The following is a 13,778-nucleotide window of genomic DNA, read 5'->3' as shown; positions in this document are numbered from 1 at the left end:
TTATGATCCATCTCAAGCTAAATATACACTATAAGATTTTGGTATTTATATTTTTTCTTTCTAGTTGTACACCTGTAAATAGACCAATTGCGAAATTAAATAAGTTTACTCAAGGGGGAATGAATCAATTGACAAATGATTCATTAGGACTAAAGATTGATTTCTATGGGAACGCAAACCTCGGATCTAAGTATATAGATTTAAAAGATGTCAGATCTGTTTTTCGAAAGAGAAAAATAAAGTTTCCATCAAAGAATATTGTTTTGTGGGGTACATATGATGTGACAAGAAACCCGATGTATTTTGTGGGTAGTTTGGAAACTTTTTTAGATGTCTCAAAGTTCACTGCAGATACTTCTATGTATCATTGTATTTATTATCGAAGTATTCAGAAAAATAGAGATAATATAATAAGTAGTGTAGCGATCCCATATAAAAAAGATTCATTTCTTTTGATTAGCGAGGTTAGGACGGAAATCACCGATATGCAAGAAAGTGCTAAGGATGTTTTAAACAGCATAAAAACTTCATACAATTCTTTGGCTTACGGAGCAAAATTTGTCGAGCAAAAACCAGATGAAGAACCCGATTATTTTAGTATAGCTGAATCAGCTTTTAAAGATAGGGGATATGTTAACTATGTATATCCAAGAGATACCTTAGAAAAGCTTGTTCTGCAAAACGAAAACAGCCAATTTGCGAACGAATTATTTAAATCATATAGTTCGTTTCTTGGTGAAAGTGTTCAATATGATAGCGCGACTAAACAAGAACAACAAGCAGTCGAAAAAACGGCTGTTACAATCGACGAGATAGTCGAAAAAATTAAGGCACATCGAGTGCTTATGTTTAACGAGAATCATTTACAACCACGCTGCCGTTTGTTAATCAATCTTTTGCTACCAAAACTTTCCAAAGAAGGTTTTAATGTCCTGGCTTTAGAAAGTCTATCCGAAGATGAAGACCGGATTAATAGATTGGGATTCCCAAATGTTGAGAGTGGATTTTACACTAGGGACCCTAATATGGCGAATCTCATTAGAACGGCAAGAATTTATGGCTTAAAAGTGATTGGCTATGAAGATTTTGGCAATGCAAGTCAAAGAGATCTCCAACAAGCTAAGAATCTTATTCAAAAAAGTGAAATCGCTACAAAAAATCAAGTTAAAGTTATTGTATTAGCCGGAGGAGGACATATTGAAGAGGGGGATACTGGAGAAAATAAAAGTATGGCTCAGTATTTTAAGAAACTGACTAAAATTGATCCCTATACGATTAATCAAGTTAAATTTTTAGCTATGCAAGAAATTAACGATTCAATATACGTTATGGATAACAAGGTGTTGAATGGTAATGACTTGTATTTATCAAATAATCTGAATAGCGATAAAATAGTGATTGGATCCAATGATTTAAATCGAAGATATCTTCTATTAAGTACTGATTCGACCAAATCAGGCAAATCTGCCATTTACATCTATCATGAAAAGGAATATCAATTGGATAAAACAGCGATCCCAGTTTACTTGTCACTTTCCCAAAAGGATTCGGTACAGATAGAGCTTCCAAAGGGAATATATAGATATCTCAAGAGAGATTACTATGGGGCTATAATTCATCAAGAAATTATTGAAGTGGAATGATAAACTGATATGAGTTTTGGTCAGAAGAACTGGAAGTGCTACGCAATCTATCTGCGTACTTTTATATTCCTATGTAAGGCTCGATTTTTTTTAAGAAAACTATCTGACTGATATAGAGTGATCTCCTGTTGTTTTTATGCTCTTTTTTTAATGCGCAAAAAGGCTTCAGTATCGCAATCGATCTTTGTGTTAATGAAAAATTAAAAAACACGAAGAAATGAAAGCACATATCATTAAAAAGCTAATGGAAATAGAAGCGAGTGAAGGGATACGTATACTTTTCGCCTGTGAATCAGGAAGTCGGGGTTGGGGTTTCCCATCAATCGACAGTGATTACGACGTACGTTTTTTTTATGTGCGAAAAGCGGAGGACTACTCCCGCTTGTTTCCGCTGGCGACCGAAATGCGATTTCCAATAATCGATGACCTCGATATGGTAGGTTGGGACCTCTTTAAAGTACTCACATTATTGTATAAGAGTAATGTGAGTCCATTTGAATGGATACAGTCGCCAGTCGTCTATTACGAGTTTAACGGATTCAAAACAAGTTTTAGGACAATGGTCGAAAATTATTTTGACGCACGTAGGCACGCCCATCATTATTTAGGGATTGTCCGTAGCAAAATTGAAGATCTCCAACGAGAAACGATGAAGCTCAAGAGCTTATTTTATATCCTAAGATCTTTACTTGCAGCAGACTGGAATATCACCTATTGCAGTTATGCGCCTATGACATTAGCAGAACTATCCGTATTATTGCCTGATGTTGTAAAAATCGAAGTGTTGGAATTGCAGCTGTTGAAGAGTCAAGAAGATGAGGGGTTTATATACAACTGTTCAGCGTCCATAAGGAATTATATTGAAACAAGGTTAATAGATTTAGAGCATCAAGTAAAACAGGTTCCCGTATCCGTATCGGATAAGGAAGGACTGGAGAATTACTTTAAAACCGTATTAAGATGACTATAGACGAACTTCGAGATAGCGGGCTGATCCTGTTTGAGGCCGTTGTCGGTAGCCGGGCATATGGATTGGCGACAGCATCTTCCGATACCGATATCAGGGGGGTGTTTTATCTGCCCCTGGAATATTACTTGGGCGGTCAATATATTGCGCAGGTTGCAAATGCAAGCAATGATGAAGTTTACTATGAGCTTGGGCGCTTTGTGGAGCTTCTTTCAAAGAGTAATCCTACTTTATTGGAGCTTTTGGCTAGTCCTACCGATTGCATACTATACAAAGATCCTCTGTTTGATCAATTTAAAATGCAGGATTTTATCACCCGAGAGGCCGCAATGACCTTTGCGCAATACGCCATGGTACAGGTGCGGAAGGCAAAAGGATTGAACAAGAAAATCAACAATCCGATGGATCGAGAACGTAAAAGTTTACTGGATTTCTGCTTTATCATAGCTGGTAATGGTAGTTTATCGTTAAGAGCCTGGTTAAGCAAGCAGTTGTGGAAACAGGAAAACTGTGGTTTAGCGAAGATCGAACATGCAAAGGGGATGTATGCCCTGTATTATGATGAGACGCAGACTTTGGGTTACAAAGGCATCGTTGCTACACCAGAGAGCACTGAGGTTTCCTGCAGTTCTATTCGTAAGGAAGAAACACTTTGTGCGTACCTCTTTGTTAATCACGAAGCTTACTCTTTGTATTGTAAGTCCTATAATGAATATTTTAGTTGGGTTTCAGAACGCAATGAAGCGCGCTTTCGAGGGACAATGAATCACGGGCAGGGCTATGATGCCAAAAATATGATGCATACCATACGTCTATTGCAACAGGCAAAAGAGATTTTGTATAAAAGTGAACTACAGGTACAACGTTTCAATAGGGAAGAGCTCCTGCGCATCAAAAATGGTGCTTATAGCTATGATGAACTTTTTGTCTGGTCGCAAAAGCTCTTTCAGGAAGTGCAGGAACTCTGCTTGCACAGTTTACTTTCGGTAGCGCCAGATCAGGATAAGCTAAGGCAGCAATTGGTTGACATGCGTAAGTACCTTTATCAGATCAAGCTTTAATTCCTAATGCAAGGATCTAATCTGTTATTCCAAATGATCTTACGAACTTTAAATTAGATCGAAGACCAAAACAGGTTAACTTTTAATTGGACATATTCAAGCGTAAAGCGGACATTTGTATCTTAACGATCTTCTAGCCAACTGAGGAACTGGGCGGTCTTTTCTTTGCCTATAAGCAGCTTATCGTCTGTGGGGACAGTCAATTTGACATATAATTTCCTGGCAAAATAATGTTCAACCTCTTTAACGGCCGAAAAACTGATTAAATACTGTCTGTTCAGCCGAAAAAAATCTTTGCCAGATAATTGGGAGGCCAGCTGATCCAGGGATTGACTGAGATCAAAATGCTCACCCTTAAAAGTCACCATGGTCGGAGAGGTGTAGTTAATATAGATAAAAGCAATATCTTCTGTCTTCACCGTCATGTACTTATTGTTTTTGAACACGAGAAAGCTCTTCTTTTTATTGTCTTCGCCACTGATCTTCTGGATCAGTTCAACAAGATTATTTTCGGTGGTTTTCTGAAAGAAATTCTTGAAATTATCTACCTTTTCAAAAGCGTTTTTTAGGTCTGTTTCTGAAAAGGGTTTAAGCAGATAATCAATTCCGTTCTCTTTTATAGCCTCCATTGCGTATTCACCAAATGCTGTGCAAAAGATAACAGGACATACAACCTTTACCGACTTAAATATATCAAAACTGATCCCGTCAGAAAGTTGTATATCCATAAAGATAAGATCCGGCGTGGCACTGTCAGAGAGGTAATCTATGGCTCCTTCAACGCTCTGGATCTTTGCCATAATCTTAGACTCTGGACGAAGTTTCGATATCAGGTTCTCGAGGGAACGGGCAGCTTTAATCTCGTCCTCAATTATTAGTATGTTCATATATAATGGGAAGTTTTATAGTAAATGTTTCAGTATCCATTAGGATACTGATCTCCTTTTCGGATAGATGAAGATAACGCTGGTTGATATTTTCAAGTCCTAAACCGGTAGAAGGTTCCGATATTTTCCTGGGCTGCATATTATTGCTGACAATAAGGTAATCACCTTCCTGCCCAATGGATATATGTAGGGGTTTCTCAAGTGAAACTATATTATGTTTAATGCAGTTCTCTACCAAGAGCTGCAATGTAAAAGGAGGAATAAAACTTCCATAAATTTCACGTCCTAGATTCATTGAAATAACTAAACCTTCCTCAAAACGTGCTTTTAATAGGTAAATATAGGAGTCCATGATCTGTAGCTCCTCTCCGAGTGGAAGTAGGTTCAGTTTGAGGCTGCCCAAAGTAAACCTGTAAAAATCAGCAAGCTTGATGATAAATTCCGCTGACTGAGTGTCATTGCTTTCCACCATGTATTTTAACGTGTTGAGACTGTTGAACAGAAAATGCGGATTTACCTGCTGTTTTAAAAGCTCATACTGTGCTGCGAGGTTTGCGGACATCGAACGCTCAAGTTCCCGTACCACCTGCTGGTTGAGATAAGTCTGGTATAGGAGATGTATAAACATATAGAAAGTCAGGTTGATGAGTACACCTCTGACCTCATACATCAGCATTTTAGGTCCAAAATTGAGATGTGAAAGGATGTAATACTGTATTGAGGAAAGTACGAACATCAATACCAAACCAACTCCTAAACCTCTGAAAAGTTGAGGTGATATCACATTTTTGCTGCCCGTTTTCTTTGTATAGGCTGGTATCGAATGGATATTGTAGTACCAGATCAAAAGGGCAAAACCCGTGGTTACACCAAAGTCGGCAATACCCTCAGAAAGAATAAAATTATGGTCCACAATCTTTGGGATAGATGTTAGTATACCCAATGATATTGAACTGATCCAGATTAGTTTATGGGATATATAAAAAGGTGTCTTCATACTTTGCTCACCGTTGTTAAGCTGATAATGTTTTATATAATTTGCTGGTATTTCTGGCTGTTTGAAATGCCAGCAAATTAGCGAAAAATGTTTTATATCTAAATACCTGATACTTGTAATTTAAGTATTTAGATCTTTTGCTGTATAAATAACATGATTTATCCTATTAAATGAAAAATAGGTCACTGAAAGTATAGTAATGGCAACGCATGTATCGATTACGGAAGAAGGTTCAAGAACAGCAATTTTTGAGAAGAACGCAAAAATAATATCAAAATACATACCTACGAAAACCCATTCCTTAAGCCTTTTAAATCTATTCGGGATCAGTAATATAGTAACACCTAAAATTTTGAATACGCCGAGAATGTATATAAAATGCGCTGGATAGCCTAATTTTTGTGTGATGTCCCATACTGCAGGGTTATGTGTCAGTTCAAAAAAGCCGCTGAGCCCAAACCATATTGATATCAGGATACTTCCGGTAAAATAAATCTTTTTGTATGTTGAATTTTTCATAATATTTTTTGTGATTAATTTCTTTATTATTTAGAGAGCGAGTCGGCCTCAATAATGGCATCTGCAAATTCTTTGGGTGCTTCCTGTGGCAGGTTGTGTCCGATCCCACCCGTCAGGTTATGGTGTTTGTACTTTCCTTTATATTTGGAAGCATAGTTTTCAGGGAGTGGAAACGCCGCACCGTTGGCATCACCTTCCAGGGTCACGGTCGGTACGGTGATATCCAGTGATTTGGCGAGCTTTGCTTCAAGTTCGTCGTACTGTTTCTCTCCGGGAGCAAGCCCCAGCCGCCAGCGGTAATTATGGATCACGATAGCAACATGGTCAGGATTTTCAAACGATCTGGCCGAGCGCTGATAGGTTTCTTCATCAAAAGACCATTTCGGGGAGGCTGTTTTCCAAATCAGTTTGTTAAAAGCCGCTGTATGTGCTTTGTAACCTTTGTAACCCCGCTCCGTTGAGAAATAGTACTGGTACCACCACAAGAATTCAGCAGCCGGTGGAAGTGGGATCTCATTTGTTTTGGGGCTCCCGATCAGATACCCGCTTACAGCCACCAGCGCAGAAACACGTTCCGGCCAGAGGGCAGCCATGATATCGGCAGTCCTGGCGCCCCAGTCAAAGCCCCCAACAACAGCTTTATCTATTTTCAGGGCATCCATGAAGGCGATGATATCGAGCGCCACAGCTGACTGCTGTCCGTTACGTACAGTCTTTGGCGAAATAAAGGTTGTTGTTCCGTAACCCCGGAGATAGGGCACAAGTACTCGGTATCCTTTTGCTGCAAGCAATTCAGCGGATTTTTCAAAACTATGAATATCGTATGGCCATCCATGGAGCAGGATAACGGGCTTCGCGGTTTTTGGACCGACCTCTGCGTAGCCTATATCAAGCAGTCCTGCCCTTATTTTTTTTGTATGCTGGAATGCGGAGTCTACGGTGTTGTCAGCCTGTACATGTTTATCCTGAGAAAGCTGTTGGGCGTGGACTAATGATACACCTGCTGTGGCAAGCAGGGATAACGAGAGGGTGAAAATCACCTTTTTGCCAAAATTTGCTATTGTATTCATTGGATCTGTTTTTTGTCGATTTTAAATTATTGAGTTGAAGCTATCATTGTGGAAAATTTACGGGATCAGTATCCATTATGTCGGCAATACGCTGCTCTCTGGATTCTCCGGAGGGTATTTCACCATATTCTGTGGTATAGTCCAGTTTGCCATCGCCGCCGGCTTTTACCGTCTCTACACGCAAGAGTTCACCGTTTACTTTACTCCCAAAATATTGCGGATCTTCCAGCATTTTATAGGTAACAAGCTTGAGTGAAACGCGGTCGTGACTATGTCGGGCTCCTTCCAGGAGGGACAGGGCTTCCTTATTCCCGTATAATGCCGACATCGTCTGCCTGTCCGTATTAAAAGATGATGAGATAAATTTCAGTTCGCCGGGTTCAAACATGAACCGTATTTTTCCATTCTCTTTATCTGATATGTTCTTGCTGCATGAGCCGAAGATTAAACTACTTAGAAATAGTACGGATAGGATCTTTTTCATTTTTGGACAGTTTTTAGATATTGCTGGATCATTCTTTTGGAGTTCACTTTCGGCGGAACATTGAACAGGTAACCCGTCGATTCTGCGAGCTGCCTATGACAGCTGATACAGGACTGTTGGGCAAACAGTGCGGTCTGTCCGGTGGGTTTTAAATCTTGACCATTGAATTTCGCAAAACCCCAGCCTTCGGTTTCCTTATATGTTTTTCCGTCTTTTACCATGTACTGCATGTTTACGAAATCTCCGGGCACGATATCTCCATTGGCTTTTCGGGTCTGTTTAAAAACCGCCTTGGCCACTGCACTGCCATTGGGCCAGGGGTGGAAGTTTTCCTCTTCGATAGCGCGGACTGCGATGTCATTTCCGTAAATCACGCGTAGTGTATTGTCGATAAGCGTGCTCATCCCGATCACTTTCCAGTTCTTAAAATCGGCATTGTACGGGATTCCGTTCGGTGATACCGGGGCAAGGGCAGCTGTTGTTTCTAGTACGTTCGCAATACCCTGATGTGCAGGTAGCAAACCATCTTTTGCGGATAGCGAAAGGGTATACTGTTTTATGGTCGCTACTTCAACAGCAGATAGTTTTGAGTCCGGATGTGTGAGCGCATAGGAAGGCAGGGGCATCTTACCCGCGTTTACCATATTGTAAATGGCATAAAATTTACCTTTCTGTTCCGCATCGGAGAGCTTATCCCACTCGGAAAAATTCATCACTTCCCGTGCACGGTCAATATCCCTGTTCACGATCCACGATACCGGGGCAATTTTATCAAAGAACGATAGTCGCTGCTCATTGGAATGGCAGTTGAAACAGGAACGTTCTAGGATAAGCTGAACCTGTTTGGGCACATTTCTGATATGTCCGGTTACGGCTTTTTGTTTAATGGTTCTATTGAAAAATTGAAGGGCGATAAGACCGACCACAATGCAGATGAATATGGTGGGTATCAGTTGGATTCGCTTTAGGAGTTTCATGATCTTTGCTCTTTTGTTATGTTAAAATTAAGGTAAAGTACTACCCTAGGGAAGCTCAAAACAGTTGGACCGGACATATTGCATGTTGAATTCTTCCTTTGGATCCCCGAAATGGACAACCCATTTCCTAAAGGTTTATGCTTGTGGCAGCTAGTATTTCTCCGGATTTCTTGTTCTGCTCGAAAGCGATGATTTCCCATGCATGACCGGTTTCCGGAAGTTTAAAAGAAAAACTGTCCTGGGCTTTAGTGCCCATGCTCTTCAGCTCGCGTACAACCTGCACATGGGAGAGGGCTTTTCCGGCGTTCTCTCCCGCAGATACCTGAGAGGAAGCGTGTTTCTGGACAAGAGCGACCAGGATGTCCGAGTTTTTGGAGCTAGAGGATGATACATAAGCGATCTGGATATTTTTGCCTTCGGCTTTCAATACTTTTAAAGCAAGAGTTTCAGTATGTTGTTCCAGCATCGCGGACTGGATGCCGCTGATGACTTTGCCTGTTTCCGATCCGACCATTTCCTGTTTGCCGTTGATGACCATTTGGGGGGTATATAAGGTACTTAGATTCATCCATGTGGCGTACTGTTTCTGTCTTTCGGTAAAACTGCTTTTGCTAAAGCGATCTTTCCATCCCTGATGATCCCAGTAATCGACATGAAAGGCCATGATATAAAGTTTTTTATTCAGGTTATCCTTCTCAAGTTTTGCAATAAGCTCATCTGCGGGAGGGCAACTCCAGCAACCTTCTGAAGTAAAGAGCTCGACCACGGCGAAGCTTTTGTCGGAGTTGCTGCTTTTGATCTTTTGCAGGTTTTTATCATCATTGATACCCTTGAAGGCCATGATCAGGGCAATGATCAAAGGCAGGCTCAAAACGTATAGTATTTCTTTTATTGATTTCATGATCTAAATTTTTAAGCTGTTTATAGTTTGTTGTTAGTTGAAGATTTTTAGGGAGAAGCCGAAATCCTGTGGCGGAACACATACCTGATCGCTGCACTGCATAAACTGAATGGTTCCCCGGATTGTTCCATTTTTGCCCTTTAATCTGATCTTCTGACCGAACTCGACCTCATTTTCAAAATAGGTAACTGGCATGCCCAGAAGTTTATCAGACTTCAACAGTGGGCTGGGCTGGCTCACATTTCCCACCAATTGGTAAGATCTGTCAGGCTCGAATTTAAAATTCATCTTGATAGGGCTCAGGGGGCTGTTGCCCAGTGCATACATATGCCATCCGGGGGCGATCCTGGCCTTCATCCGGATTTCTCCTTCTTCGGGGGATTTCCTTTTAAGCGTGCATTCCCATGTCACCTGACCGAATAAGGTCTGTCCTTTTGAATGTGAGCAGAACATCATTAGAACTGTCAGTACTAAAATTGTTAATCTGTTCATTTCTATGTTTTTAATTGTTAAACCTTAAATTCTTTGTACAAATAGACCGGAATTATGCTCCTGCTGCCACTGTAAACTGCTTGAAGTAGACGTTTTAAGCCCTTAAATGGACAGTTTAATGGACAGTTTAATGGACAGTTTGGATCATAAAGGAAAATCATCACAGTTGATCCCGCAGCGTTTTAAAAGCGTTCCTCATTTCCTGGGTGAAGAGCTCCGGCTGTTCCCATGCCGCAAAGTGCCCACCTTTTGGTGCGATATGATAATAGTATAAAGAAGGATAAGCCGCTCTCGACCAGCTTTCTGGTGCTTGATAGATTTCATGCGGAAATACTGAAATAGCTACAGGAATTTTTATGCGCTTTGTTTGCTGATGTTCGGAACTGAAATTGTTGTTATTATTTTCCCAGTAAAAGCGGGACGAGGATGCTCCGGTATTGGTTAGCCAATACAAAGTTATATCGTCAAGGATCGCATCGCGGCTAATTACCTTTTCTGGCTGGAGGTTACTTTCTGACCACTCAGCGATCTTTTCGTATAAAAACGCTGCTAGTGCAGTTGGAGAATCAGAAAGCAAATAGCCTGTAGTTTGTGGCCTAGTCACCATCATCCCGCCATACGCTGCGTTTCTGCCAAAGAAAGTGCGCATTGAATTATAAGCCTTTGTTTCTTCTGGAGAAAGGCTTGTCGGAGCGGGATCACCGGCGTTGATTGGTTTTACCAGGTCTGCAGGAATTGTGGCCGGCATGGTCAGGTGGATACCCAATAGCCCCGAAGGAGCCTGTCTGGCAAGCGCGTCGGAGATTACAGATCCATGGTCTCCACCTTGAGAAACATATTTTGTGTAGCCCATACGTTTTACCAAAATATCCCAGGCTTTGGCAACACGGTCAGGGTTCCAGCCAAGTTCTTTAGGGATTTCGGAAAATCCATATCCTGGAATTGCGGGAATGATAACATCAAAGGCATCTTCAGCTTTACCACCGTATTTGACGGGATCTGTAAGTGGGCCTATAGCATCGATAAATTCCAAGGGTGATCCTGGCCATCCATGTGTAAGGATAAGGGGTAAGGCACCTTTTTCCTTTGAACGCACGTGGATAAACTGTATGTCAAGTCCATCAATCTTGGTGACAAACTGTGGCAGCGCGTTCAGTTTGTTTTCAAGCTTACGCCAGTCATAGCCATTTCCCCAATAATTGATCAGTTCTTTTAACTGGGCTAGTTGTATGCCCTGTGATTCATCGTTTACCGTTTCGCTATCTGGAAACCGGGTCTCCGAAATACGTCTTTTCAGTTCATCAAGTTTAGCCTGTGGAATATTGATCTTGTAAGGTCTGATACCAGTTTCTGAGTTTACGCTTTCCGTTTTTGCTATGGTGCGCTGTGCATTTGTAATTGTAGGAATACATAGTGCGCATGTCGCTACCATAAGGATTGTTGTTATTTTTGTTTTCATTTCTTTTTTGTTTTAGATTTTACGATCTGATTTCTTTTGTTGCAACAAATGTATGTGGGGCGGCGTGGGTGTTAAACGGAGAATAGGTTCAAGTGGACATATTCACAGGTGAGCTGGGAGTTTTAAAGCTCGAACAGGAAGTTCCATTTTTATAAATCGGATTGAAAGTAAGATATCGGTAGATAAAAGAACCGGCTATGAAGGATTTTGATAGAAAGCATTGTCCTGTAATCAACGTAGAGGTACTTTTCTATGAACTATATGAGCCGCGGAATTGACTAATTCACTTACAAAATTGTCCGGTTCAACTGTTTTGGGTATGTAGTGCTTTGACGATCGTTTTAAGTTTGCTTCATAATCATTAAAACAATAATAAAATGAAGACAATCAGAAAATTTACTATCGCAGGCGCACTATGTTTAAGCCTTTTTTCCGCAGTATCGATTTCGTGTAGCGACGATAATGATTTACCAATAGGGCAGGAGACAACCATTGTAAATCACAAAAATGCGAAGACCAGCTTTATCAATGTGAAAGGAACAGATTTCGCTTACCGAAGTTGGGGTAAAGATGGAGGAATTCCGCTAGTATTACTACCTGGAACAGGTGGTTCTATGGATGATTGGGATCCTGTCGTGACCGACGGTCTCGCGAAAGAATACAAATTGATCATATTTGATAATAAAGGAGTGGCATCTTCGAAAGGAGCGACCCCCAATACTATTCAGGCAATGGCTAACGATGCCATTGATTTTATCAAAGCAATGAATTTAGGGAAGGTCAATATTATGGGATTTTCAATGGGCGGATTCGTGGCTCAAAGAATTGTTTTGACGGATCCCGAACTAATTAATAAAATAATTTTAGCTGATAGTGGGCCCAAGGGAGCTATTGGTCTTTCCAATCTTCCAAATATAATTGCTGGAAGTGCAGGACTTAGTCCCGAAGATTCCTACTTAAAATTCGGATTTACCGATTCACAGTCAAGTATTGCGTCTGGAAAATCATCTTATGCTAGAGTTCATCAACGGATAATTGATAGAGATCCAGTGCTTAGCGATGCTAGTTCGTCTGCTCAGTTTACAGCTGTACTAACCTGGGCACAGCCAGACCCCGGAGCACTGGATGAAATTAAGGCTATCAAAAAACCTGTTTTAATCGTACATGGTGATCAGGACCTTCCAATTTCCATTCAAAATGCCTACAATATGAAACAAAATTTAGAAAACGCTATGCTTTTAGAGTTTTCAGATTCGGGGCACGCCGCATTTTATCAAAATTATGAGACTTTTTTAACGAAGGCTATTGCATTTCTTGCTCCATAGGTTATCTGAAACAAAAAATGATAAATAGCTAACAGGTTTTTCGTTTGAAACGATTATTAAACAGTAAACTACAATGCTAACAACCAACAATTGCTTGGACTTTCTGCCAATATAATTTTGAACTTCTCACGAATTAATTTCATCGCTAATTAGTCCAATTTTGCTGTATAACTTTTAAATACAGAAAATATGAGCAAGAGAATTTTAATCACAGGAGCTGCAAGTGGATTTGGAAAAATTGCCGCTTTTGATTTAGCAAAAAAAGGACATAAGGTGATTGCAACAGCGCAAGTTTATCCGCAAATGAGCGACTTGATAAGAGAAGCCAAAGAGCAAGGCGTAGAATTGACTGTGGATAAATTGGATGTAACCAATGCTACAGATATCGCTTATATCACTAAAAAATACGATATCGATATTTTGATCAGTAATGCCGGAATTATGGAAGGTGGTCCGATTGCGGAGCAGCCTATAGATCTAATCCGTTCGATGTTTGATGTCAATGTTTTTGGTGGATTGCAACTGGCACAAGGTTTTATCAAAAAATTTATTGACGAAAAAAGACCTGGTAAAATTGTTTTCACAACTTCTATGGGAGAATTATGGACTGTTCCTTATGTGGCCGCTTATTGTGCATCCAAGCACGCAATGGGATCAATCGCTGAAGGGTTGAAAACAGAATTGGCACCATTCAATATCAAGATTGCAACCTGTAATCCGGGTATTTTTGGAACCGGTTTTAATGATCGAGGTGTTGATACAATTTCCCGTTGGTACAATCCCGATAACAATTTTACACCTCCATCTGCATTCGATGGTACTGCCGAAGCTTTGGCCAACCAGTTAGATCCTCAATCGATGGCGGAGTGCATCGTTGATGTGGCTCTGGATGAAAATTCGAACTTTAGAAATGTACATCCAAAAGAAACTGAAGATTTTGTAAAACAATTGCAGGCAGAAGCCTGGACGGCTAAAAGCTAAATAGAAATCCACAAA

At 40.5% G+C, this 13,778-nt stretch carries 14 protein-coding genes; 5 read left to right on the top strand and 9 right to left on the bottom strand.

Going from position 1 to position 13,778, the window contains the following annotated elements:
* Positions 1-2: 2 nt before the first annotated feature.
* From GVK91_RS10015 to GVK91_RS10005, 3 genes are all read left to right on the top strand, one after another.
* Entirely contained in the window at positions 3-1,643 is a 1,641-nt protein-coding gene (locus tag GVK91_RS10015) for a hypothetical protein (protein ID WP_159728433.1), read from the top strand.
* Positions 1,644-1,860: 217 nt separating this feature from the next.
* On the top strand, positions 1,861-2,607 hold the full coding sequence (locus GVK91_RS10010; protein ID WP_159728431.1) for a nucleotidyltransferase domain-containing protein: 747 nt from the start codon (positions 1,861-1,863) through the stop codon (positions 2,605-2,607).
* A complete protein-coding gene (locus tag GVK91_RS10005; protein ID WP_159728429.1) occupies positions 2,604-3,671 on the top strand; it encodes a nucleotidyltransferase domain-containing protein in 1,068 nt (355 codons plus the stop codon). Before GVK91_RS10010 ends, GVK91_RS10005 begins: the two co-directional genes overlap by 4 nt.
* A 122-nt stretch (positions 3,672-3,793) precedes the next feature.
* On the opposite strand, the gene GVK91_RS10000 is transcribed toward GVK91_RS10005, so the two are convergent.
* From GVK91_RS10000 to GVK91_RS09960, 9 genes are all read right to left on the bottom strand, one after another.
* Positions 3,794-4,558 carry a LytTR family DNA-binding domain-containing protein gene (locus GVK91_RS10000; protein WP_159728427.1) on the bottom strand — a complete coding sequence of 255 codons (765 nt, stop codon included), beginning with the start codon at positions 4,556-4,558 and terminating at the stop codon, positions 3,794-3,796.
* Entirely contained in the window at positions 4,539-5,555 is a 1,017-nt protein-coding gene (locus GVK91_RS09995) for a sensor histidine kinase (RefSeq protein ID WP_159728425.1), read from the bottom strand. Before GVK91_RS09995 ends, GVK91_RS10000 begins: the two co-directional genes overlap by 20 nt.
* Positions 5,556-5,675: 120 nt before the next feature.
* Entirely contained in the window at positions 5,676-6,074 is a 399-nt protein-coding gene (locus GVK91_RS09990; RefSeq protein ID WP_159728423.1) for a DoxX family protein, read from the bottom strand.
* A 26-nt stretch (positions 6,075-6,100) separates the two neighbouring features.
* Complete coding sequence (locus GVK91_RS09985) at positions 6,101-7,144, bottom strand: alpha/beta hydrolase (RefSeq protein ID WP_159728421.1); 1,044 nt, start codon at positions 7,142-7,144, stop codon at positions 6,101-6,103.
* Positions 7,145-7,187: 43 nt separating this feature from the next.
* The gene (locus GVK91_RS09980) at positions 7,188-7,628 is read right to left on the bottom strand and encodes a hypothetical protein (RefSeq protein ID WP_159728419.1); all 441 of its coding nucleotides are present in this window, start codon (positions 7,626-7,628) and stop codon (positions 7,188-7,190) included.
* Positions 7,625-8,605, bottom strand: a complete 981-nt coding sequence (locus tag GVK91_RS09975; RefSeq protein WP_159728417.1) for a heme-binding domain-containing protein — start codon at positions 8,603-8,605, stop codon at positions 7,625-7,627. Before GVK91_RS09975 ends, GVK91_RS09980 begins: the two co-directional genes overlap by 4 nt.
* A gap of 127 nt (positions 8,606-8,732) precedes the next feature.
* Positions 8,733-9,506, bottom strand: coding sequence for a thioredoxin family protein (locus GVK91_RS09970; protein ID WP_159728415.1), 774 nt, complete (start codon positions 9,504-9,506; stop codon positions 8,733-8,735).
* 33 nt (positions 9,507-9,539) lie between these two features.
* Positions 9,540-9,998: a protein-disulfide reductase DsbD N-terminal domain-containing protein gene (locus GVK91_RS09965; RefSeq protein ID WP_159728413.1), complete on the bottom strand. Its 459-nt coding sequence runs from the start codon at positions 9,996-9,998 to the stop codon at positions 9,540-9,542.
* 160 nt (positions 9,999-10,158) lie between these two features.
* Positions 10,159-11,457 (bottom strand): epoxide hydrolase family protein, encoded by a 1,299-nt coding sequence (locus GVK91_RS09960; protein WP_159728411.1) that lies wholly within the window; start codon positions 11,455-11,457, stop codon positions 10,159-10,161.
* Positions 11,458-11,834: 377 nt separating this feature from the next.
* On the opposite strand from GVK91_RS09960, the gene GVK91_RS09955 reads away from it, so the two are divergent.
* Positions 11,835-12,782, top strand: coding sequence for an alpha/beta fold hydrolase (locus GVK91_RS09955; RefSeq protein WP_159728408.1), 948 nt, complete (start codon positions 11,835-11,837; stop codon positions 12,780-12,782).
* A gap of 189 nt (positions 12,783-12,971) precedes the next feature.
* Positions 12,972-13,763, top strand: a complete 792-nt coding sequence (locus GVK91_RS09950; protein WP_159728406.1) for an SDR family oxidoreductase — start codon at positions 12,972-12,974, stop codon at positions 13,761-13,763.
* The last annotated feature ends 15 nt before the right edge of the window (positions 13,764-13,778 follow it).

Source organism: Sphingobacterium sp. 18053, from assembly GCF_902706145.1.
GTDB classification, from domain to species: Bacteria; Bacteroidota; Bacteroidia; order Sphingobacteriales; family Sphingobacteriaceae; genus Sphingobacterium; species Sphingobacterium paramultivorum.
This window is presented reverse-complemented; position numbering and strand designations above follow the sequence as displayed.

Bases quoted from the DNA above. Each gene is read 5' to 3' on its own strand.
- GVK91_RS10010 (WP_159728431.1), top strand. From the start codon at position 1,861: ATGAAAGCACATATCATTAAAAAGCTAATGGAAATAGAAGCGAGTGAA.
- GVK91_RS09995 (WP_159728425.1), bottom strand. From the start codon at position 5,555: ATGAAGACACCTTTTTATATATCCCATAAACTAATCTGGATCAGTTCA.
- GVK91_RS09970 (WP_159728415.1), bottom strand. From the start codon at position 9,506: ATGAAATCAATAAAAGAAATACTATACGTTTTGAGCCTGCCTTTGATC.
- GVK91_RS10000 (WP_159728427.1), bottom strand. From the start codon at position 4,558: ATGAACATACTAATAATTGAGGACGAGATTAAAGCTGCCCGTTCCCTC.
- GVK91_RS10005 (WP_159728429.1), top strand. From the start codon at position 2,604: ATGACTATAGACGAACTTCGAGATAGCGGGCTGATCCTGTTTGAGGCC.
- GVK91_RS09975 (WP_159728417.1), bottom strand. From the start codon at position 8,605: ATGAAACTCCTAAAGCGAATCCAACTGATACCCACCATATTCATCTGC.
- GVK91_RS09965 (WP_159728413.1), bottom strand. From the start codon at position 9,998: ATGAACAGATTAACAATTTTAGTACTGACAGTTCTAATGATGTTCTGC.
- GVK91_RS09960 (WP_159728411.1), bottom strand. From the start codon at position 11,457: ATGAAAACAAAAATAACAACAATCCTTATGGTAGCGACATGCGCACTA.
- GVK91_RS09950 (WP_159728406.1), top strand. From the start codon at position 12,972: ATGAGCAAGAGAATTTTAATCACAGGAGCTGCAAGTGGATTTGGAAAA.
- GVK91_RS09990 (WP_159728423.1), bottom strand. From the start codon at position 6,074: ATGAAAAATTCAACATACAAAAAGATTTATTTTACCGGAAGTATCCTG.
- GVK91_RS10015 (WP_159728433.1), top strand. From the start codon at position 3: ATGATCCATCTCAAGCTAAATATACACTATAAGATTTTGGTATTTATA.
- GVK91_RS09985 (WP_159728421.1), bottom strand. From the start codon at position 7,144: ATGAATACAATAGCAAATTTTGGCAAAAAGGTGATTTTCACCCTCTCG.
- GVK91_RS09980 (WP_159728419.1), bottom strand. From the start codon at position 7,628: ATGAAAAAGATCCTATCCGTACTATTTCTAAGTAGTTTAATCTTCGGC.
- GVK91_RS09955 (WP_159728408.1), top strand. From the start codon at position 11,835: ATGAAGACAATCAGAAAATTTACTATCGCAGGCGCACTATGTTTAAGC.